This window comes from Paenibacillus lycopersici (assembly GCF_010119935.1).
GTDB lineage: Bacteria > Bacillota > Bacilli > Paenibacillales > Paenibacillaceae > Paenibacillus_Z > Paenibacillus_Z lycopersici.
Genome location: NZ_CP048209.1, coordinates 5,819,568 through 5,841,401, shown reverse-complemented (window position 1 = coordinate 5,841,401; position 21,834 = coordinate 5,819,568). Strand labels below are relative to the sequence as shown.

The window sequence follows — 21,834 nt, the reverse complement described above, 5'->3', positions numbered from 1 at the left end:
TGCCTTTGTACCAGTTTACATGAAAACCGCGCGTCGCGCGACCATGTTCCGCCGCGTTCGTCCATTCCCGCTTCGCGTTCGCGCTTGTTGGCGAAATATGGGCAACAGTGGTAAACTTAATACTACTATAATCAGACCTATGCGATGGCAAACGAAGAAGCGAAGCGGGGAATGGGATGGATCGGGCAGAGGAAAAACAAGCGGCGCGAACGGCGGCGGCGCTAAAGCGCGACGGGCTGTCCGAGGCATGCCGCATGGCTTGGTCGGATACGGTTTGCCAGCTGACGGTGGAATGGCTGCGCCGGCGGATCGGGGAAGGCGCGGCGGTGCGGAGCATCATGGCTTACGTGCCCTTCCGTTCCGAGCTCGATACGACGCTCCTGATCGAATGGTGCTGGCGGAAGGGACTGACGGTCGTCGTCTCGCGCTGTATCCGCGGCGACCGGTCGATGGAGCTGTACGCGATCGAGGCGTGGGACGAGCTGATGCCCGGCGCGTACGGCATCCGGGAGCCGGATCCGGCCGCGGCCAGGCGCTGCGGCGCCGGCTTCGTGCCGGACATCGTATTCGTCCCGGGCTTGGCGTTCGATGGCGATGGCGGAAGACTGGGCTACGGGGGCGGATATTACGATCGCTTCCATGAACGGATGGCTGCGGCGGCGCGGCTGGCCGGAGTCGAGGCGCCGCTCTGGATCGGCCTCGGCTACGAGGCGCAGCAGGCGGACGCCGTGCCGATGGACAGCCACGACATGGTTGTCGACGGCGTCATAACGGAACTTGGATACCGGGGAGGGACAACGAATGGAACTGACCCATTTTAACGATCAGGGCCGGGCGCGCATGGTGGACGTGTCGGACAAGGACGTGACGGCGCGGATTGCCGTCGCCCGGACGAGCGTGACGATGGCGGAGGAGACGCTGCGGCGCATCAAGGACGGAACGGTCGGCAAAGGCGACGTCCTCGCCGTGGCGCAGGTCGCCGGCATCATGGCGGCGAAGAATACGTCGAACTGGATTCCGATGTGCCATCCGCTGCCGCTGACCGGCGTGAATCTGGTTTTCGGCGATAACGGGAAGAATGAGCTTTATATAGAAGGAAGCGTGAAGACGACCGGCAAAACGGGCGTCGAGATGGAAGCATTGACCGCGGTCTCCGCGGCGGCGCTGACCGTGTACGATATGTGCAAGGCGCTGCAGAAGGACATGGTCATCGGACCGACCTACCTGGTCTCCAAGAGCGGAGGCAAGAACGGCGACTATTCCGTTAACGGCGTTTAACGTTCATGCCGTTGCCGTACAGGCAGAAGGACGAATCAAATTGCGATTGGGGGAGAAGGCACATGCAATGGAAAGTGGCACTGCTTACAGCCAGCGATAAAGGCTCGCGCGGCGAGCGCGAGGACACGAGCGCGCAAGTCATCCGCGAGCTGGTCGAGGAAGAGCTCAGCGGCGAGATCGTCGACTACCGGATCGTGCCCGACGAGCAGGACGAAATCATGGCGGCGTTGATCGAAATGACGGACTACTACCAGGCCGATCTCGTCATTACGACAGGCGGCACCGGGCTTGCCCCCAGGGATTTGACGCCGGAAGCGACGCTCAAGGTGATCGACCGCCTCGTGCCGGGGCTGGCGGAAGCGATGCGCCTCGGCGCCATGCAGCGTACGCGCAAGGCGATGCTCTCCCGCGGCATCTGCGGCATTCGCGGGCGCTCGCTTATCATTAACCTGCCGGGCAGCCCGAAGGGCGTGCACGAGAATTTGATGGCGATCATGGATCAGCTGCCGCACGCGCTCAGCATTCTCTCGGGACGCACGGGAGATCACGCGGAATGAGCGGACGCAAACAGGGTACGCTGCTGAAGGAAGTGCCGGTTCAAGAGGCGGTCGGCCTCGTGCTCGCGCATGATTTGACCCAGATCATCCCGGGACAGTTCAAAGGCCGTCTGTTCAAGAAAGGCCATGTCATTGCCGAAACCGATATTCCGAAGCTCCTTGATATCGGCAAGGAGCATATTTATATCCTGGAGCTTGGCGAGGGCGAGCTTCACGAAGACGACGCGGCGCGGCGGATGGCGCTTGCGCTGCAGGACGACGGGCTGCTGCTGACGGAACCGCACGAAGGCAAGGTCGCGGTCAAGTCGGCGCTCGACGTGCCGGCGCTGGCCGTCGTCGAGCCGTCCGTCGTTCATGCCGTTAACGAGCTTGGCGAGATCGCCCTCGCGACGCTGCGGACGGACGCCGTCGTCATGCCCGGCGGACAGCTTGCGGCGACGCGCGTCATTCCGCTCGTCGTGCCCGAGGCGAAGGTGGAGGCCGTGGAGAAGCTCGCCCTCGATTACCGCGCGCGGCATGGCGGACGCGGACCGCTCGGGCTGAAGCCGCTGCGGAAGTTTCGGATCGGCCTCTTGACGACCGGCGGCGAAGTGTACTCCGGACGGATCGAGGACCAATTCGGACCGGCCGTGCGCCGGATCGTCGAAGCGCTCGGCTCGGAAGTGGCGGAGCAGCGGTTCTCGCCGGACGACCGACAAACAATTGTCAAGGAAATACACTATTTGCAGCGGCAGTCCTATGATATGATAGTCATAACTGGCGGAATGTCCGTCGATCCCGACGATCGCACCCCTGCGGCGATAGCCGGCGCGGGCGCGGAGATCGTCAGCTACGGAACGCCGATGCTGCCAGGGTCCATGCTGCTCATGGGCTATCTGGACGGAACGCCGATCCTGGGGCTTCCGGGCTGCGTCATGCACGACCCGTACACGTCGTTCAACGTGCTTCTGCCGCGTATTCTGGCCGGAGATACGATTACGAGAGCGGACATCGTAAGCATGGGATACGGCGGCCTGCACGTTCGATAGCCAGACGGCCATGACGTTGACGAAACTCGATTAACCTCTGCTTTCAAAGCGGATTTGTTCTTAAGGCCAGCACAACGAGAAGGAGGATGGAACGATGGGTGGAATAGGCGTTACGGGCTTTTTACTGATCGCACTGGTCGCGCTGCTGTTGTTCGGACCGAACAAACTGCCGGAATTGGGCCGCGCATTCGGCCGCACGCTGAAGGAATTCAAAGCCGGCGCGCGAGACATTATGGACGACGAACCACAAGATCGCAAGGAAACGAGACGGACGGAAGTGAACCGTTCGGAGGATCAGGGCGATTCGAAGCGGCTCCCAGAGTAAGTGGGGCCCGCTTTTTTTATGACAAGGCAATTCGCAATCGCGTGTTCGCACCTGACGCCTCCAAGGACGGCGCGAGTCGTTCATTCGCAGGAAAGAGGTGACTGATTACGGTGGCTGATTCAACGAAGGGCGCCGAAGCCAAGGAATCGCTTCGCGGCGACAGGCCGATGTCGATCTTCGACCATATCGGCGAGCTGCGGCGCAGGGTGATCATTACGATCGTGATGCTGGTCGCGGGGATGATCATCGGTCTGTTCTGTGCAGATCCGGTATACAATTACATGGTAAGCCAGGAGCCTGTGAAAGGCATGAAGCTGAATGCCTTTTCCCTATGGGACGGCATCGGTTTATATATGAAGTTTGCGTTCGTGATCGCGCTGATCCTCGCGCTGCCGACGGCGGCCTATCAGTTATGGGCGTTCGTCAAGCCGGCGCTGGGCGTGAAGGAGCAGCGAGCGACGCTGAAGTTCGTGCCGTTCGTCCTGCTCATGTTCCTGATCGGATTGGCCTTCTCGTACTATGTCGTGTTCCCGATGGCGTTCAATTTCACGACCGATGTCGCGAAGCATCTGAATTTGCAGGAAACGTACGGGGTTATTCAATACTTCTCCTTCCTGTTCAATATTCTCATTCCGATCTCGCTGCTGTTCGAGCTGCCGATCGTCATCATGTTCCTGACGAAGCTGCGGATTCTGAATCCGATGCGGCTGAAGAAAATGCGGAAGCTCGCGTATTTCGTCCTCATCGTGATCGGGGTCGTCGTGACGCCGCCGGATTTCATCTCCGATTCCCTGGTGGCCGCGCCGCTTATCCTGCTCTATGAGATCAGCGTGCTGCTGTCGAGCGTGGTGTACAAGAAACAGCTGCTGGCCGACGAGGCATGGGAAGAAGAGTTCGGATCGTAGAGGCGAGGCTTCATGTCATGCCGGGGTTAGAACATCAAGAGCGCCGATCGGTGGATCGGCGCTCTTGATGTAGAGAAACCCATGTTTGATGACACGGAATGGCTCGTAAAACCTGAACGGCTGACCTCGGGGAGTTCCGGTGGCCGCATTCCCGTTATCCGGCTTAGACAGCTCTAGCTGTGTGGTTCGCATCGCTTCAGGAGAGAGAGGCAGCAGCTTTGTCTGCGAAAAGCATTGCATCCGGACAGGAGATCCGTTATTCGCCTGTTTGCATGGCTTTTTAAAGGCTCGCGGACATAGGATCCTTTATTCCGTTAAAAAGGCAGACTTCCGATGCTCTTCGAAGGCAATAACGAATCCTGTGTCCATTCGCCAACCTAAACCTACCGATTTCCGCCCAATAACGGATTCTATGTCCGTTGCCCATGAAGGCGATCTAACCGGCATGGGCAATGTCGAAGAACCGAGTGCTTTCTCGACAGCAAGAGCGCCGATCAGGGGGATCGGCGCTCTTTGACATGGCGAACCGTACAGGGCGTTAAGCTTGTATATCGTCAATTGCTAAGCTTGAATATCGTAGATTTTGTAGAGCTCGTCGAGCATCAGGTTAGCTGCGATAACGCCGCCCGCCGTATTCCAGATGGCGTCGTTGACCTTGTACGCCTTGTTGTTCTTGACGGCTTTCAGGCTCTTCCAGAGCGGATCGTTCAGCATTTCCTTCTCCATCTGGTTGCCCTTGCCGTCCCCGGTGTCGTACGTGAAGTAGAAGATCATGTCGCCGTCCGCTTCAGGCAGGCGCTCCTTCGTGATTTCCTCGACGAACGTGTCCTTGTAACCGTTCTGGCTGTCCGGGCGCGTGATGCCCATCTTGGCGAACGCGATGCCCGTGAACGTATCCGACAGGTAGATCCGCGTTTTGCCGGCCATGAAGCGGACGACGGATACTTTCTCGTTCAGCTTGTCGCCTGCTTTGGCTTTGAAATCCGCCGTGCGGGCATCGTAATCGGCGATGATTTTCTCGCCTTCGGCTTTCTTGCCGATCGCTTCCGCATAGAGCATGAAGTTCGACTGCCATTCGCCGCGGAGCGTCTCGGAGAACACGGTCGGCGCGATCGCCTTCAGCTGCTCGTATACTTTCTCCTGGCGGAGCTTGTTGCCGATGATCAGATCCGGCTTCAGACTTGCGATCAGCTCGAGGTTCGGCTGGCTTTCATCGCCGACGACTTCCACGCCGTCCATGTCTTGCTTGATATGGTCGTACCAAGGGTCGCCTGTCCACGACTTCACGGCGCCGACGGGCTTCACGCCAAGCGCGAGCAGGGCTTCCGTGCCTTCGTTGGTCAGGACGACGATCCGCTGCGGCGTGCCTTTGATCACCGCTTGTCCCATGGCATCGGTAATCGTGCGTTCAGCGGCATCGGACGAGGCGGCCGCCGTATCGGCGTTCGATTTATTGGCATTCCCAGTGCTGGCGCTGTTCGCGCTGCCGGCGTTATTGGCGGAGTTCGATTGGCCGCAGCCCGAGACGACGACGGACAAGACGATTAAGATGGATAAGACGGACCACGACAGTTTCTTGCTGGCATAAGACAACATGTACACATTTACCTCCGATTTGATAATGATTCTCATTATTACTCTTGTGAACTATAACAGCCGGTAGAGAGGATGTCAACATCACTGACATGATTATTTGATAATGATTCTCAAAATCATTGACACCTCTGCGAACATCGCCTAGAATAACGAAATGTTCTACATAACCAAGTTAAGGCTGGCATCGGGAGAGGAAAGAGGTTGGCATGAATTCCTTACTTCATACGCGTACCCATAAAATCACAGGCTTGTTGATCGGCCTGTTCGTATTCGCGGCCGGTATCGTGTGCAGCGTCGTGTTCGGCGTGGCGGACATCGGCTGGCATACGATCGTTCGATCGTATACGCATTTCGACGGCTCCCAGGATCAGCTGATCATTCGGACGACGCGAATGCCGAGGGCGCTGATCGCCGCCATGGCGGGAGCGAGCCTTGCCGTCGCCGGCGCGCTGATGCAGGGCATTACGCGCAACCCGCTCGCGTCGCCGAGCTTGTTCGGCATTAACGCCGGCGCCGCGTTCTTCATCGTCGCGGCTACGGCCTTCTTCAACGCCGGAAGCATGTCCGCGTATGCGTCGTTAGCGTTCGCCGGCGCCGCCTTTACGGCGCTGCTCGTCTATTTGCTCGGCTCGGTCGGCAGCGACGGCTTGACGCCGCTCAAAGTCACGCTCGCCGGCGCGGCGATGACGGCTTTCTTCTCGTCGATCACGCTCGGCGTGCTGCTAACGGGCGGACAAACCTTCGATCAGGTGCTCTACTGGTTCGTCGGCTCCGTCGCCGGCCGGGGCATGGGCATTTTCGCATCCGCCGCTCCCTATATGGGCGCGGCGCTCATCGGCGCCTGGGTGCTGGCCAGGCATATGAATCTGCTCGGCCTGGGCGAGGACGTCGCGACGGGCCTCGGGCAGAAGACGCTCGCGATCAAGCTCGCGGCGGGCGTCGCCGTCGTCCTCCTTGCGGGCGGCTCCGTCTCCATCGCCGGGCCGATCGCGTTCGTCGGCATTATCGTGCCGCATGTCACGCGCTATCTCGTGGGCATCGATTTTCGCTGGACGATTCCGTACTGCGCCGTCCTCGGCGGCATTCTGCTGCTCGGCGCGGACATCGGCTCGCGGTTCATCGCGTTCCCGAAGGAAGTGCCGGTCGGCGTCATGACGGCGATTCTCGGCGTGCCGTTCTTCGTCTACATCGCCAGGAAAGGGGGCCGCGGCTAACATGTCCAATTGGCTGCTCATCCGGGGCCGCAGGCACTCGTTCCAAATCAGCAGCAGGACGCTGCTCGTCGTCCTGCTGCTCCTGGCCGCGAACGCAGCGGCCATGGTGCTGTGCACGGGGCTCGGAAGCTTGCGCATCAGTCCCGTCGAGGTCATTCGTTCGCTGCTCGGCATAGGCGACGATTCGAGTCATATGATCATCTTCTCGCTGCGGCTGCCCCGCGTCGTGATCGCGGTCATGGTCGGCGCCGCGCTTGCCGTGTCCGGCGCGCTGCTGCAAGGCATCGTCCGCAATCCGCTGACCTCTCCGGACGTCATCGGCATTACGGGCGGCGCGCAGCTGGGCACGATCGTCTTCATCTTGTACTTCTCGGGCGTCAGCATCCGGTACATGCCGATCTGGTCCATCGGCGGCGCCTTCGCCGCCGCGGCGCTGGTATACTTGTTCGCTTACCGGCGCGGCATTACGCCGCTGCGCCTGGTGCTGATCGGCATCGGCATGGCGACGGCGCTTACGGCGTTTACGTACATGCTGATCCTGACGGCGCCGTTCACGCCGTCCGCGGTGGCGGTCAAGGCGTTCACGTTCATGACGGGCAGCATCTACGGCGTCTCGTGGCAGCGGGACGTGGTGACGCTGCTGCCATGGATCGTCATCCTGCTCCCGCTGTCGCTCATCTATGCGCGGCACTTGAACGTGCAGGAGCTTGGCGACGAAGTCGCGGCAAGCGTCGGCAGCTCGCTGCAGGCGAAGCGGACGATGCTGCTGTTCGTCAGCGTGGCGCTCTCGGGCGCCGCGATTTCGATCGGCGGCTCGATCAATTTCATCGGCCTCATGGCGCCGCATATCGCCCGCAAGCTGGTCGGCCCCGCCTACGGCGGCGTCATCCCGGTATCCGCGCTCATCGGCTCGCTCATTCTGCTGCTGTCCGACCTGATCGCGAGAACCGCGTTCCTGCCGCTCGACATTCCCGCCGGCGTCTTCACTGCCGCCGTCGGAGCGCCGTTCTTTATCTATCTGCTGTACCGCCATCGCAAAGCATAGAGGAGTGATACCCATGTCCGTCATACAGGCGAATAAGCTGACGCTGTCCTATGGCAAGAACGAGATTTTCTCCAATCTGGACCTGCTGATTCCGAAGGGCGAAATTACGGTGTTCATCGGCAGCAACGGCTGCGGCAAATCGACGATTCTGCGCTCGATCGCCCGGCTGCTGAAGCCACAGGAGGGCACGATCCTGCTCGAGGGCACCGATATCGCGAGGCTGTCCAGCAAGGAAATCGCCAAGCGCCTGGCGATCCTGCCGCAAGGTCCGATCGCGCCGGAAGGGCTGACCGTGCACCAGCTCGTGAAGCAGGGCAGGTATCCGTACCAGAGCTTCCTGCAGCAATGGTCGGTCGAGGACGAGAAGGCGGTCAAGCGGGCGCTCGAAGTGACCCATCTGACCGAGCTGTCGAGCCGTTCGGTCGATTCGCTGTCCGGCGGACAGCGGCAGCGGGCGTGGATCGCGATGACGCTGGCGCAGAACACGCCGACGCTGCTATTGGACGAGCCGACGACGTTTCTGGACATGACGCATCAGATCGACATCCTGGATCTGCTCTTCGAGCTGAACGAAAAGGAGAACCGCACGATCGCGATGGTGCTGCACGATATTAACCTCGCCTGCCGCTACGCGCATCATATCGTGGCCGTCAAGGACGGGCGGGTGCACGCGAAGGGACGCCCCGAAGCGATCGTGAACGAGCAGCTTATCCGGGACGTGTTCGATATGGAATGCCAGATCGCCGCAGACCCGATCTTCGGCACGCCGCTCTGCATTCCGCACGGGAAAGGTCGCAAAATCCGTTAAGCCGGCAGCCGCCGGCTTTTGTGCGTTGCCGGGGCGTTGTCGCGAGATGGCGCTGCCGCAGAATTGCCGGGGCGCTGCCGTGAACCGCGCCTCATTGCAGGCAATTGCGCGTCATTGTACGGCAATTGCACTGTATTGCCGCAAGCCCGTACGTGCCCCGGCTGCCCCGATGGCTTAACGGCTTTACCGCCTCTCTCGGAACCCGGAGGCCGCGTTCGGAGCGGGCCATATAAAATTCCTATGAAATCCCCCTTGGAAGACTTGAAATCCAACATGGAAATCGGTATTATTAGAAATGGTTATTAGCACTTAACGAGTGTGAGTGCTAACAAAGTTTCACAACTATTTAAAGGAGGCTATTTTCATGATCAGACCTTTGGGTGAACGCGTATTGATCGAACCAATCGCGAAGGAAGAAACGACTGCAAGCGGCATTCTGCTGCCCGACACGGCGAAAGAAAAACCGCAAGAAGGCAAAGTAATCGCTGTGGGCAGCGGCGCGATTAAAGACGGCGCGCGCATCGCGCTTGAAGTTAAGGAAGGCGACCGCGTGTTGTTCTCCAAATATGCCGGTACCGAAGTGAAGTACGAAGGCAAAGAGCTTTTGATTATGAAAGAAAGCGACATCCACGCGATTCTGGGCTAAGCCTGCGCGCTTCGGCTCCACATACATGGTATCTCAAGCAATTACTTAAATCCCACAATCCAGGAGGTTATCAACGATGGCGAAAGAGATTAAATTCGGCGAAGACGCTCGCCGCGCGATGCTTCGCGGCGTAGACGCGCTGGCGAACGCAGTTAAAGTTACCCTCGGTCCTAAAGGCCGCAACGTGGTGCTCGAGAAGAAATTCGGCAGCCCGCTGATCACGAACGACGGCGTGTCCATCGCGAAAGAAATCGAGCTGGAAGACGCATTCGAAAACATGGGCGCGCAGCTCGTTAAAGAAGTTGCGACGAAGACGAACGACGTAGCCGGCGACGGCACGACGACTGCAACGGTTCTGGCGCAAGCGATGATCCGCGAAGGTCTGAAGAACGTAACGGCGGGCGCAAACCCGATGGTTATCCGCAAAGGCATCGAGAAAGCCGTTCGCGCGGCTGTCGAAGAGCTGAAAGTAATCGCGAAGCCGATCGAAGGCAAGCAATCGATCGCGCAAGTCGCTTCGATCTCCTCCGCTGACGATGAAGTCGGCCAACTGATCGCGGAAGCGATGGAGAAAGTCGGCAACGACGGCGTTATCACCGTCGAAGAGTCCAAAGGCTTCGTAACGGAGCTTGAAGTGGTTGAAGGCATGCAGTTCGACCGCGGTTACCTGTCCCCGTACATGATCACGGACACGGACAAAATGGAAGCCGTTCTCGACAACCCGTACATCCTGATCACGGACAAGAAGATCTCCAACATCCAAGAGATCCTTCCGGTTCTGGAGAAAGTCGTGCAATCCGGCAAACAGCTGCTGATCATCGCGGAAGACGTGGAAGGCGAAGCGCTCGCTACGCTGCTCGTTAACCGTCTGCGCGGCACGTTCACTTGCGTTGCGGTTAAAGCTCCTGGCTTCGGCGACCGCCGCAAAGCGATGCTGGGCGATATCGCTGCCCTGACCGGCGGCCAAGTGATCACGGAAGAGCTGGGCCTCGAGCTCAAAGCGACGACGGTGGATCAACTCGGTTCCGCGCGTCAAATCCGCGTGACGAAAGAAAACACGATCGTCGTGGACGGCGCAGGCGACAAGAAAGACATCGAAGTGCGCGTCAGCCAAATCAAAGCGCAATTGGAAGAAACGACTTCCGATTTCGACCGCGAGAAGCTGCAAGAGCGTCTGGCTAAACTTGCTGGCGGCGTAGCCGTTATCAAAGTCGGCGCAGCGACGGAAACCGAACTGAAAGAGCGCAAGCTCCGCATTGAAGACGCCCTGAACTCGACTCGCGCGGCAGTCGAAGAAGGCATCGTGTCCGGCGGCGGCACTGCACTCGTGAACGTATATGCGGCCGTAGCGGCTGTTAACGCTGCTGGCGACGAGAAAACAGGCGTCAACATCGTGCTTCGCGCACTGGAAGAGCCTGTTCGCACGATCGCGGCTAACGCGGGTCAAGAAGGCTCCGTTATCGTTGAGCGTCTGAAGAAAGAAGACATCGGCATCGGCTACAACGCCGCTACCGGCGAGTGGGTGAACATGTTCCAAGCAGGTATCGTTGACCCTGCGAAAGTAACGCGTTCCGCACTGCAAAACGCGGCATCCGTCGCGGCGATGTTCCTGACGACCGAGGCTGTCGTAGCCGACAAGCCTGAGGCTAATAAGCCAAGCATGCCTGACATGGGCGGCATGGGCGGAATGGGCGGCATGGGCGGCATGATGTAAACAAGGGCTTGAGCCCTTGTGGGGCAAGGGTTTCTCCTCGGGGAACACTGATTGCCCACATCGTGTAAAATGAAGACACCGTAGAGTGATGAAAATTGCTCTACGGTGTTTTCTGTTTTTAAAGATGAGAGGAGGACTTGCTTTGGAGAGTAAGCATCTTGAGCGATTTTTTGAATACATAGCTACTCAAAATATTGAGGTGTATAATGAGTTTAGCCTTCAGCACGAGAACGACATTCCCACAACATAAAGTACAATTCGAACGGAATGTTTCATATTTTGGGATTAGTCATACACCCTTTTGCTCCTGCGCCGTGTCGATGAACACGTACGATGGAGGCATCAAGCATGACGCTTTCTTCATCGGGTTGTCGATCGCCGGGCGCCCGCCTTGCGGTTTCCGTCCCGGTGGTAAGATGTCTTTGATTCGTTCCCACTGGTCATCTCGTATCTCGTATCGTCTTTTCATAGGTGAAGTTTACCAGTTCTTTAGCTGTTTTTAATAGTTTGCATACACGCCCTGGGGCGAGAGGAGTGTCCGGCTTGGAAAAAAATAAATTTCAGTTAAAAAGAGAAGCTACCTATCAGCAGATGTTAAACGCAGCCTTGTTGTGTTTCTCCGAAAAAGGATATTCATCAACGACGTTAGGAGATATCGTTGCGCGCACCGGGCATACGAAAGGAGCTTTCTACGGTCATTTTAAGAGCAAGGAAGAGTTGTTTTTCCACGTGCTGGATTACCAGAATCAACAGACGCAGGGGTGGACAGACGTGCCTAAACACTACAGCCCGGCGGATACGACATTGGAAGAGGTCATTAGGCTTACCGTTGTGAATCTTGCAGAGAAGCTGCAAGGGGTCGATAACTGGATCGTTGTCCTGGTCGACTTCTATCTGCAGACAAAACATCACCCCGAATATCATGAGAGGTTAAAGGCGAAATACGGACTATGGATTTCCGAGATTTCCACTCTTGTAAGGGTATTGCAGGAGCAAGGCTGGGTCTCTCGGGACAAAGATGTCCAACTACTCGCGATGCAGGTGATAGCGCTAAATGAAGGTTATACGATATTCTCGGTGCTGTTCGGAGGCGTGAACGATCAGGCATTGATCCAAGGGTTGGTTCGACTGCTGTCGTAACGCGATGACTTTATTGACCGTGGCAGCATCCTGCTTTAATATATACCTATTGTTTAGTATATAAATATCCAAGCAAGCCCTTTCTCGAATTGGCTGCACCCAAGGTGTCGGCTGATGGACGATGCGCGCTAATTGGCGGTTCTCTGATTCTTTTAAGAATCCTTTAAGAGTGTATGCGGGTACTGCAAAGTTATACTATTTTTGATAGGGGAAGACTAAGTTTGGGGGGAATACATATGAATCGATATAAGTGGACTCGGAAATTTCTGGCGGCGTTCTTGTCCATTGCCATGGTGCTGGGATTTATGCCGGCTATGGAGAGGGCAAGCGCGGCAACGCCTACGGTCAAGGTGGTTCAGATCGCAGCGGCTAAGGATAATTCCATCGCCTTGAAGTCGGACGGCACTGTCATCGCCTGGGGAAAACAGGTCACCACTTGGGCGAAACCGCCTGAGGGGCTAACTGACGTGGTCGAGATTTATGCCAAAGACACTGTCTTTTTGGCTCGCAAATCGAACGGCACGATTGTTGCATGGGGAAGCAACGAGGCAACGGAGTTGAATATACCTGCCGGTCTGGGGAAGGTCGTCTCCATGGCATCAGCAGGTAATCACACTTTGGTAGTATCGGAATTGGGCGCTATCAGTGGTGTCGGTAGGGCGATCGGATGGGGTCTTAACGGGAATGGACAATCGACTGTGCCGGTTGATGCGCAGTCTTCGGCCACCAAGGTGGCCGCAGGTACTTATTATTCGATGGCCTTGAAATTTAACGGCACGGTCGTCGCTTGGGGATCCAACGGAGCCGGAGCGATGCCCATGCCCTCTGATTTGTCTAATGTGATTGCGATTGATGCCGGATATCGGTATGCATTGGCATTAAAGTCGGACGGTACGGTTGTTGCCTGGGGGCAGGAGTATAGCGGGAACGGGATACTGGATGTGGCAGGTCTGACGGGTATCAAAGCCATATCGGCAAATCAAGAGCATGCAGTGGCGTTGAAGAATGATGGGACGGTTGTCGGGTGGGGGAATAATAGCGATGGCAAAGCAACCCCTCCTGCGGGACTATCGGATGTTGTCGCTGTATCAGCAGGCGTCAATCACTCTCTGGCATTGAAGAGCGATGGCACTGTCGTTAGCTGGGGCTCGCAAACATCGGTGCCAGACAACAATGAATTAAGCAGTTTGACGATTGCCGAAGGGACTCCGAACCCTGTATTCTCTTCCGCTGTCACTTCGTATCAGTATGACATCGACCCGAATGAAACAAGTGTCCATATCAATGCAGTCTTGAAAGACACGGCGTATTCCGCATTGTATATCAATGATCAACTGCAAAAGAGCGGTACGACTGTCGCCGTTGCGGTTCCGGCTATCGGAGCCGTGATCAAGGTTAAAGTGGTGCCTTACTTGAAGCCGCAGCAAGCCCAGACCTATACGTTAAAGGTAACGCGGGATCGTGTGGCACCTGCGGTCGCCTTCACTCCCAATGGGAATACGGCAGCATTAAAGTCAGTTGAGACCACCGTTCGGGTCACGGATGCGACGAGCGGCATCGATACGTCTACGCTGAAGTATGCCTGGACGCAATCGGCTTCCGCTCCAGCCAGTGGCGACTGGACCAGCTTTGCTCTCCAGACAGCAGATAGCAAACAATTTGCGTATACCGGTTCAGACGGGGAATGGTACTTGCACATCCGGGCGGAGGACCATGCAGGGAATACCATGGAAGCGACATCAGCATCGTTCTTAATTGATGGCACGCCTCCGGAGTTAAGCGTGACGATGAAGAATGAGGACGATAATAGCTATCCGGAGTCCACGACGGACGGTTGGTCCAATCAGAGTGTTACCCTGACCGCCGCAGCGACAGATGAGATAAGCGCAAGCGTACCTATACAATATACGCTTGACGGAGGGAAGACATGGGGGAATTATTCAGGGGAAATCACGTTAGAAGTCGATGGGATTTACACGGTTGGCTTCCAGGCCCAAGATACGGCAGGCAATACAACGATCGTTAACCGCACGGTGAAAATCGCCAAAAGATCCTTGAAGATGACGTTAACCCTGACGAATAATGCTACTGGAACTGCTTATACGAGCGGGGAATGGGTGGACACCGGCGTCAGCGTAAAAGCAATAGCGGAAACAACGACGGGATCTGCGCTGACCTATACGTATTCCCTGAAGATTGGAAATGTTGAGGTGATGACAGATGAACCGTACTATCCAGATAGTACAAATGTAGGTTTTATCGAAGATGGTATGAATTCAGGCGACTTCACCGTGTCCGATGGTGCTAACACGTTGAACGTCCCCTATGCCATTAATATTGACAAGAAATCACCGACGGTCTCCTTCAGCCCTAATGGGAACGCAACTGCAGCCAAGGCAGTTTCCGTAACGGTAAACGTTGAGGACGTTGGCGGAAGCGGAGTAGCAGATTCCACGCTGAAGTATGTATGGACACAAAGTACAGAAGAACCGGCAGGCGGTTGGTTGCCGTTGAATAATGGCAGTACATTGACGAAGGAAGGCGTAGATGGGACTTGGTATCTGCATATTCAAGGGCAGGACTTGCTGGGCCATACGGCGTGCAGGGATGATGATGACCGATGTATAAATAGAAGCACATCCGTAACTCATGTCGCATCCGACGCCTTTGAGCTGATGAATGAGGCGCTGGATAGTACACTCAGCATGACGGCGGCCAACTTCGACAAGAAGGAGTCTGCGCAGGCGGATATCATGACGGAGATGATGCTGAACGGCAACACGTTGACTGGCATCAGCAACGGAGGAACTACACTTGCGGAGGAAACCGACTACACGGTCGGGGGCAACTCGGTAACGATCTTGAAGAGCTATCTGGCCTCGCAGCCGGAAGGAATCACAAGCTTGACGTTCACGTTCAGCGGCGGAGCGGCTCCGACGCTGGAGATTACGATCAGCGACACAACACCGTCGAACAGCGCGATCAGCCCGGATATAGCCAGCTTCGATCAGAATCCTTCCGCGCAGACGGATGTCGTGACGATGCTGGCGCTGAACGGGAACACGTTGGCTGGCATCAGCAACGGGGACACTGAGCTTGTGTCCGGCACCGATTATATTGTGGAAGACGATAGAGTGACGATTTTGAAAAGTTATCTGGCTGTGCAGCCGCCAGGAATAACAAGCCTGACATTCACGTTCAGTGCGGGGGAGATTCAGACACTGATCCTTATGGTCAGCGACACGACATCGTCAAACAGCACGATCAGTCCGAACTCAGGCAGCTTCGATAAGACGGCTTCCGCGCAGGCGGATGTCGTGACGACGCTGTCTCTGAATGGCAACACGTTGGAGAAGATTAGCAACGGGGGTACTCCGCTTGTGTCCGGCACCGACTACACGGTATCGGACGATGGCGATACGGTGACGATACTGAAGGATTACCTTGCTACTCAGCCGGAAGGCGCGACTAGCCTGACATTCACGTTCAGCGCCGGTGCGGATCAGACGCTTACAATCACGGTTACCGATACGAGAGTGAGAGAAGGCACGCCGACGATCGCGATCGACTACGCGAAGGAGGAGCTTACCGGCTTCGAAGCCGGAGGCAGCTATACGATCGATGGCACACTGGTATTTCCTATCGATGGCAAGCTGGATGTTGCGGACTATCTGGGAGACGCGCTTGCCATTGTGAAGAAGGGCAATGGAACGACGACAGACAGCGTGGCCCAGAATCTGGTCGTTCCGTCGAGACCGGCCGCTCCGACCGCGGCAGGTGTGGATCCGACGATGGTTGGCGGTACAGGGAAAATAACCGGCGTCACAACTGCGATGGAGTACAAGTCATCGATCGGCGCTTGGACGGGCGTAACGGGTACCGAAATCAATGGCCTTGGGATAGGCACTTATGAAGTTCGCATCAAAGCAACGGCGACCAGCTTCAAAAGCGTGGAGCAGACGGTTACGATTACGGCACTGACGCCGGAAGCGGAAGCCACGCCGACGATCGCGATCGACTACGCGAACGAGGAGCTTACCGGCTTCGAAGCCGGAGGCAGCTATACGATCGATGGCACACTGGTATTTCCTATCGATGGCAAGCTGGATGTTGCGGGCTATCTGGGGGACGCGCTTGCCATTGTGAAGAAGGGCAATGGAACGACGACAGACAGCGTGGCCCAGAATCTGGTCGTTCCGTCGAGACCGGCCGCTCCGACCGCGGCAGGTGTGAATCCGACGATGGTTGGCGGTACAGGGAAAATAACCGGCGTCACAACTGCGATGGAGTACAAGTCATCGATCGGCGCTTGGACGGGTGTAACGGGTACCGAAATCAATGGCCTTGGGATAGGCACCTATGAAGTTCGCATCAAAGCAACGGCGACCAGCTTCAAAAGCGTGGAGCAGACGGTTACGATTACCGATCCTTTACCGGCAACTACCTACACCATGACCGTAAACAATGGCGGCGACGGCGCCAGCGGTAGCCGAAAGTATGCAAGCGGCGATACGGTCTCGATACAAGCTGGAACGCGAAGCGGCTACAGCTTCAATGGCTGGACTTCATCGGATGGCGCGATCTTCGCGAATGCCAGCGATGCGGATACTACTTTCGTCATGCCTGCTCATAATGTGACCGTCACAGCCAATTGGAGAGCAAACGGGGGAAGTGGAGGATGGTCATTCCCAACCGCTCCCACTGGCCCTGTGGTCACGATCGACAAAAAAATCGATCAGCCGACGACCGTGTCCACGAGCCTGACTGCAAGTGTGAATCCGAATAGCCACGCTTCGGTCAACATTACGGAATCGCAGATAAGGACATTGATCGAGGCGGCGAAAAGGGATGCTCAGAACAAAGGAAACACAGCTGACGGCATTGGCATTGCATTCCACATTCTGTTTAGTGAAGACGTGACAAGCTTCAGCGTGAAGCTGGGGGAATCCGCTCTTGCCTTGTTGGAGAAGGAGAATGTGAAACGCTTTGATCTAAACAGTTCGCTTGTTGATTTCTCCTTTGATCAAGCAGCAATTCGAGAGATGGAATTTCAGGCGCTAAGGGACTTAGTAATAGAAGCAGCTCCTGTGTCCGAGTTGTCTGATGAGGCCAGGCAACTGATCGGCGGCCGTCCGGTATTCGATCTCACCGTCAGCTATGAGAACGACGGCAAGACCGAATATGTAACGAACTTCGAGAAGGGCACGGTTACGTTGGGGATTGCCTACAAGGCGGACTCGGGCGAGAAGACTGCTAATCTGTATACGGTGCATGTGGACAAAGAAGGCAAGCCGAAGTTTTTGAGCCGTTCCAGCTATGACAATGGCAAGCTGACGTTCAGCAGGAACAGCTTGTCCGTTTACGGAGTGGGCTATCTGCCTCCAGCGCCAGCGTTTAGCGATACGGTCAAGCATTGGGCGAAGGACGGGATTGATTTTGTTGTCAGCTTCGGGCTTATTGCCGGAACAAGCGAAACAACCTTCTCGCCCAATACGGCGATCACTCGCGGGGACTTCCTGATGGCGCTAGGCAAGCTCTCCGGTGCGGACACGAGCGGCTACAAGCAAAGCAGCTTCAGCGATGTCTCCAGCACAAGCTCCGCCATGCCTTACATCGAATGGGCGGCGCAGAACAAGATCGTACAAGGTGTGGGCAATACCCGCTTCAACCCGGACCGCTCGATTACCCGCGAACAGATAGCGGTAATAACGGCAGGCTTCGCCCAAGCGATGGGGTATACCTTGCCTGCCAATAAGCAGGCCGTCACCTTCGCAGATGAAACGGAGATTAGCATATGGGCCAAGGACGCGGTAAAGGCCATTCAGCAAGCGGGTGTTGTGGAAGGCAAAGATAACAATCGATATGATCCTGCCGGAAACGCAACTCGTGCAGAGGCCGCGATCATTCTGCGACGGTTCATGGAGTTAGTGATGGTTGGCGCGTAGTGGGCGGCATGATGGAAGATAGGCTCGTAGAGCCTCGTGCATCATCGGTTCCTGCTTCCGGGAACACCGTTTGACCACATTTTGACCACATGAATAAGAAATAGGCTTCTCACGAGTTCACTCGAACTTTATGAGAAGCCTATTTTATAAGGCGTTGTGTAGTTCAGTACCATTGACATGGAGAATCATTCCTTTGTCGTTTTCCGCGATCTTCTTCGATCTTTACTTATAACAGTTATGCCCGATAATGTAACGAATGGATACGGCCGCGGAGCACAGAAATAGCCATTGTCGTGTGCCTTTCTTGTACGATTGAGACTGATGGTAGTGTTCACAACGTGCCCACATTTTGCCCACGAGCTCTACGCATGCATCGTATTCACACGGATATAAGGGATGTAAGGTGTCGGGGTATCCTGAGGGTAACGAAAGGGTACTTCGGCAGCAAACTAGAGGCTTCTCATGAGTTCACCGAACTTGTGGGACGCCTCTTTCTGTTTATGTCTCCTGCGGCATGTTAGATTGGGGCAATAGTGGCATATGGTTAGTCTGAATATGCAGTTGCTTTAAAGCTTTCCGGTCCGACTCGAGTTACAACGAAGACCGAAAAAAGAAACAGACTGTAAACAAGAAGACCGGATGGAGGCGCCGGCACATTATAATCGGAGCCCTCGGCGATTAAAATGAAGACATCGACGGGGAGGGGGCCAGAAGGTGCGATAATCGTTCTGTTACCGGAAAATACAAGGGGGTCAGTGCCTAGCGCCGTTCCTCTAACAACAATCAACGAGACATTATCGATCGTTCCGCCACTCGTATTCAAAGCCGCTTGACCGCTAAAATCCACACGAATATTCGCTACGGGATGTACGATATTAAGAGCAGCCTGTCCAATCAAGACAGAAATCGGATACTAGAGGAATTGAGATGGAATCAGCAAAGCTTGCATTCTGGGACGTTCTAAAATCCAACAATTTTGCCAATGGAGTTCACCGCCTTTACATATAACAGGATATGTAAAAATGACCATGTTGCATGGATACTTGGCCCTGACATGTTTTCATTGGCATTCCGCTGCGGTATAATGGGTACAATAAAAGAGACGGTCTGCCAACCGTCTCCTGCACAACCTTTCTTGAGTGGGTGCGTCCCTTCGAGATGAACGAAAGAATAGTCCCCGTCTCCGGCAGGTCAACCGAGTGGGGCTATTTCTTTTTTATGAACGTCAGCAGCGCCAGAACGAACATGGCAAACAGCATAATGTCCCCAAAAGAGAAGGTCGCCATACGCATCACCCCCTTTCGAAGGGATGCGCCACTCAGATTGCGTTGTACATGCCTATTATACCAATTTTTGCAGCCCCCGATAGTGAGGGCTTTTATTATGTTGAATGCCGCCGTTAAGAAAAGCTTAAGAATTGCGCGCCGAATTCGTTAAGAAGCCTCGACTAGAATGGCTCTAATCTTAATCGAAGGCGGTGCCGGGAATGTTGAGCTTCAATCACATTCGCTTCAAATTTCTCTATGTATGCTGCGCCAGCGCGCTCGTTAGCGCCTTATGCACGCTGTTTGCGTATAAATCCGCCGAGGTGGCATGCAAGCTCGTCCTGCAGCGCAGTCCGCACCAAATCCGGCCCGTCAGGTGGCTGATCGAACATATCGGCGGCACTCCGGTGGCGCTTGCGCTAGGCGGCATGATCTTCGTTGCGCTCTTCTACTGGCGGTCCGGCAAAATCAAGGATGACATCATGGCGAGCATAGAAGGAGAGCGCCGATAGATGCGGACGGGGGCAGACAAGTATAGACGATTCGACCGATTTGTGATATGCCTTGTGGTGGGGCTTATCTGCGCGCTGGTGCTTATCGGCGCAAGCGAAGTCACGATCCTGCGGAATAAGGACAAGCTGGAAGCGATCGCTTCGACGACCGTGACCGATTATGCCGGTCATCCGATCGCGAGCTTGTCATCGCCGGGCGCGGGCAACGGGCAGGAGGCGTCCCTGAAGGAGATGCCGCCGCTGCTGCTGCAGGCCTTCGTCCTGACGGAGGATAAGCGGTTCTACAGCCATGGCGGGATCGACCCCGTCGGGATCGCGAGAGCGCTGCTGACGGATCTCCGCGAGCGGAAGTTCAGCGAAGGCGGCAGCACGATTACGCAGCAGCTGGCCAGAACCGTGTTTTTGACCAATGACAAGAGCGTGCTGCGCAAGATCAGCGAAATGATCATAGCCAGCTCGTTGGAGCGTAAGTTTACGAAGAACGAGCTGCTTGCCTATTACTTGAACCATCTGTATTTCGGCCGTCAGCAGGTCGGCGTTCGCGCCGCGGCGGAACGGTATTTCGGCATCGCGGACCTGCGGCAGTTGGAGCTGTGGCAGATCGCCACGTTAGCCGGCATTCCGAAGGGCCCGTCCATCTATAATCCCGTCGACGATTACAAGCGCAGCAAGGAACGCAGGCAAGTCGTCCTTGCGCTCATGCATCAGCATGGCTACATAAGCAGCGAGCAAATGCAGGCTGCCATGGCTGTCGATTACACCCCGCCCGAACCGAAAGGCAACCTTGCCCGCTTCCCCTCTTACGCGGATTACGTCATGCAGGAAGCGATGGACCGAACGGGCTTGTCCAGGGAAGAGCTGCAGCAAGGCGGCTATACGATTGCGACCGGCTTGAACGCCGCCTATCAGCAGGCGGCCGAGACCGCCTTCGCGAACCGCGCCAATTTCCCGCCCGACGGCAAGCGGCAGGAAGCGCAAGGCGCCGTCGTCATCCTGGACCAGGCGACCTCGGAGATCCGGGCGATGCTGGGCGGACGGCATAACAAGCCGGGCGAACTGAACCGTGCCGTGCAGCGCAGGCAGCCGGGCTCGGTGTTCAAGCCGATCATCGTGTACGGACCGGCGCTCCAGACGGGCGATTATTCGCCGCAGTCTCTGCTCGCGGACAAGAAGCAGGCCTACGGCAGCTACGCGCCGTCGAATTTAAGCGGTTCGTATGCCGGGCAAGTGACCATGACGCAGGCGGTGCAGCGCTCCATCAATGCGCCGGCGGTGTGGCTGCTCAGCCGGATCGGGCTTGATTACGCGATGCGATTCTCCGCGCGGCTTGGGATCGAACTGTCGCCGCAGGACGCCAATCTGGCCATCGGGCTTGGCGGGCTCCGCGACGGCGTGACCCCGCTGCAGATCGCGCAGGCGTACAATGTATTCGCGAACGACGGCCGGTATAACGATGCGCATGCCATTCGGTACATTCAAGACAGGTCCGGCCGGGTCGTCTACGCGTACAAGCCGGCGAACCGGGAAGCGATGTCCGCGCATGCCGCCGGCGAAATGACCGCGCTGTTAACCGGGGTCGTCGAGAACGGCACGGGTCGGAACGCCCGGCTCGGGAAGCCTGTCGCCGGCAAGACGGGGACGACGCAGACCGGCTTCGCTGGCGCGCCCGCGCAGGCGAGCCGCGACATCTGGTTCGCGGGCTACACGGATCGAGTGACCGCGGCGATTTGGATCGGGTTCGATCGCACGTCGAAGAACGACTATATGATCGGCAACAGCAGCATAGCCGCGGGCATGTTTGCCGCCATCATGAAACAAATGGATAAATAATAGGATTAATAACGCGATTAAAAAGG

The 21,834-nt window shown here is 56.5% G+C and carries 16 protein-coding genes; 15 read left to right on the top strand and 1 reads right to left on the bottom strand.

Going from position 1 to position 21,834, the window contains the following annotated elements; all coding sequences use genetic code 11:
* Positions 1 to 176: 176 nt before the first annotated feature.
* The 6 genes from GXP70_RS25670 (at position 177) to tatC (ending at position 4,093) form a co-directional block, all read left to right on the top strand.
* The gene (locus GXP70_RS25670) at positions 177 to 821 is read left to right on the top strand and encodes a 5-formyltetrahydrofolate cyclo-ligase (protein ID WP_162359442.1); all 645 of its coding nucleotides are present in this window, start codon (positions 177 to 179) and stop codon (positions 819 to 821) included.
* The gene (moaC, locus tag GXP70_RS25665) at positions 802 to 1,278 is read left to right on the top strand and encodes a cyclic pyranopterin monophosphate synthase MoaC (protein ID WP_162359441.1); all 477 of its coding nucleotides are present in this window, start codon (positions 802 to 804) and stop codon (positions 1,276 to 1,278) included. The genes GXP70_RS25670 and moaC overlap by 20 nt, the downstream gene beginning before the upstream one ends.
* Positions 1,279 to 1,340: 62 nt before the next feature.
* Positions 1,341 to 1,835: a MogA/MoaB family molybdenum cofactor biosynthesis protein gene (locus GXP70_RS25660; protein ID WP_162359440.1), complete on the top strand. Its 495-nt coding sequence runs from the start codon at positions 1,341 to 1,343 to the stop codon at positions 1,833 to 1,835.
* Positions 1,832 to 2,863: a molybdopterin-binding protein gene (locus GXP70_RS25655; protein WP_162359439.1), complete on the top strand. Its 1,032-nt coding sequence runs from the start codon at positions 1,832 to 1,834 to the stop codon at positions 2,861 to 2,863. Before GXP70_RS25660 ends, GXP70_RS25655 begins: the two co-directional genes overlap by 4 nt.
* Before the next feature lie 94 nt (positions 2,864 to 2,957).
* Entirely contained in the window at positions 2,958 to 3,188 is a 231-nt protein-coding gene (locus GXP70_RS25650; protein ID WP_162359438.1) for a twin-arginine translocase TatA/TatE family subunit, read from the top strand.
* Positions 3,189 to 3,355: 167 nt separating this feature from the next.
* Positions 3,356 to 4,093, top strand: coding sequence for a twin-arginine translocase subunit TatC (tatC, locus tag GXP70_RS25645; RefSeq protein ID WP_162360677.1), 738 nt, complete (start codon positions 3,356 to 3,358; stop codon positions 4,091 to 4,093).
* A gap of 561 nt (positions 4,094 to 4,654) precedes the next feature.
* Here tatC and GXP70_RS25640 read toward each other — a convergent pair.
* Positions 4,655 to 5,689, bottom strand: a complete 1,035-nt coding sequence (locus GXP70_RS25640) for an ABC transporter substrate-binding protein (protein WP_162359437.1) — start codon at positions 5,687 to 5,689, stop codon at positions 4,655 to 4,657.
* 206 nt (positions 5,690 to 5,895) lie between these two features.
* Here GXP70_RS25640 and GXP70_RS25635 point away from each other — a divergent pair, with 206 nt between their 5' ends.
* The 9 genes from GXP70_RS25635 (at position 5,896) to GXP70_RS25595 (ending at position 21,808) form a co-directional block, all read left to right on the top strand.
* Complete coding sequence (locus tag GXP70_RS25635; RefSeq protein ID WP_162359436.1) at positions 5,896 to 6,903, top strand: FecCD family ABC transporter permease; 1,008 nt, start codon at positions 5,896 to 5,898, stop codon at positions 6,901 to 6,903.
* A gap of 1 nt (position 6,904) precedes the next feature.
* Positions 6,905 to 7,948, top strand: a complete 1,044-nt coding sequence (locus GXP70_RS25630; protein ID WP_162359435.1) for a FecCD family ABC transporter permease — start codon at positions 6,905 to 6,907, stop codon at positions 7,946 to 7,948.
* Positions 7,949 to 7,961: 13 nt separating this feature from the next.
* Positions 7,962 to 8,756 carry an ABC transporter ATP-binding protein gene (locus GXP70_RS25625; RefSeq protein WP_162359434.1) on the top strand — a complete coding sequence of 265 codons (795 nt, stop codon included), beginning with the start codon at positions 7,962 to 7,964 and terminating at the stop codon, positions 8,754 to 8,756.
* Between the two features lie 364 nt (positions 8,757 to 9,120).
* Entirely contained in the window at positions 9,121 to 9,402 is a 282-nt protein-coding gene (groES, locus tag GXP70_RS25620; RefSeq protein WP_162359433.1) for a co-chaperone GroES, read from the top strand.
* A gap of 76 nt (positions 9,403 to 9,478) precedes the next feature.
* Positions 9,479 to 11,116 (top strand): chaperonin GroEL, encoded by a 1,638-nt coding sequence (gene groL / locus GXP70_RS25615; RefSeq protein WP_162359432.1) that lies wholly within the window; start codon positions 9,479 to 9,481, stop codon positions 11,114 to 11,116.
* A 543-nt stretch (positions 11,117 to 11,659) separates the two neighbouring features.
* On the top strand, positions 11,660 to 12,256 hold the full coding sequence (locus GXP70_RS25610; protein ID WP_162359431.1) for a TetR/AcrR family transcriptional regulator: 597 nt from the start codon (positions 11,660 to 11,662) through the stop codon (positions 12,254 to 12,256).
* A 236-nt stretch (positions 12,257 to 12,492) separates the two neighbouring features.
* Complete coding sequence (locus tag GXP70_RS25605; RefSeq protein WP_162359430.1) at positions 12,493 to 18,201, top strand: X2-like carbohydrate binding domain-containing protein; 5,709 nt, start codon at positions 12,493 to 12,495, stop codon at positions 18,199 to 18,201.
* 1,486 nt (positions 18,202 to 19,687) lie between these two features.
* Positions 19,688 to 19,978 (top strand): hypothetical protein, encoded by a 291-nt coding sequence (locus GXP70_RS25600; protein ID WP_162359429.1) that lies wholly within the window; start codon positions 19,688 to 19,690, stop codon positions 19,976 to 19,978.
* Complete coding sequence (locus tag GXP70_RS25595; RefSeq protein WP_162359428.1) at positions 19,979 to 21,808, top strand: transglycosylase domain-containing protein; 1,830 nt, start codon at positions 19,979 to 19,981, stop codon at positions 21,806 to 21,808.
* Positions 21,809 to 21,834 lie beyond the last annotated feature (26 nt).

Bases quoted from the DNA above. Each gene is read 5' to 3' on its own strand.
- GXP70_RS25605 (WP_162359430.1), top strand. From the start codon at position 12,493: ATGAATCGATATAAGTGGACTCGGAAATTTCTGGCGGCGTTCTTGTCC.
- GXP70_RS25650 (WP_162359438.1), top strand. From the start codon at position 2,958: ATGGGTGGAATAGGCGTTACGGGCTTTTTACTGATCGCACTGGTCGCG.
- GXP70_RS25670 (WP_162359442.1), top strand. From the start codon at position 177: ATGGATCGGGCAGAGGAAAAACAAGCGGCGCGAACGGCGGCGGCGCTA.
- tatC (WP_162360677.1), top strand. From the start codon at position 3,356: ATGTCGATCTTCGACCATATCGGCGAGCTGCGGCGCAGGGTGATCATT.
- GXP70_RS25630 (WP_162359435.1), top strand. From the start codon at position 6,905: ATGTCCAATTGGCTGCTCATCCGGGGCCGCAGGCACTCGTTCCAAATC.
- moaC (WP_162359441.1), top strand. From the start codon at position 802: ATGGAACTGACCCATTTTAACGATCAGGGCCGGGCGCGCATGGTGGAC.
- GXP70_RS25625 (WP_162359434.1), top strand. From the start codon at position 7,962: ATGTCCGTCATACAGGCGAATAAGCTGACGCTGTCCTATGGCAAGAAC.
- groES (WP_162359433.1), top strand. From the start codon at position 9,121: ATGATCAGACCTTTGGGTGAACGCGTATTGATCGAACCAATCGCGAAG.
- GXP70_RS25635 (WP_162359436.1), top strand. From the start codon at position 5,896: ATGAATTCCTTACTTCATACGCGTACCCATAAAATCACAGGCTTGTTG.
- GXP70_RS25660 (WP_162359440.1), top strand. From the start codon at position 1,341: ATGCAATGGAAAGTGGCACTGCTTACAGCCAGCGATAAAGGCTCGCGC.
- groL (WP_162359432.1), top strand. From the start codon at position 9,479: ATGGCGAAAGAGATTAAATTCGGCGAAGACGCTCGCCGCGCGATGCTT.
- GXP70_RS25600 (WP_162359429.1), top strand. From the start codon at position 19,688: ATGTTGAGCTTCAATCACATTCGCTTCAAATTTCTCTATGTATGCTGC.
- GXP70_RS25595 (WP_162359428.1), top strand. From the start codon at position 19,979: ATGCGGACGGGGGCAGACAAGTATAGACGATTCGACCGATTTGTGATA.
- GXP70_RS25640 (WP_162359437.1), bottom strand. From the start codon at position 5,689: ATGTTGTCTTATGCCAGCAAGAAACTGTCGTGGTCCGTCTTATCCATC.
- GXP70_RS25655 (WP_162359439.1), top strand. From the start codon at position 1,832: ATGAGCGGACGCAAACAGGGTACGCTGCTGAAGGAAGTGCCGGTTCAA.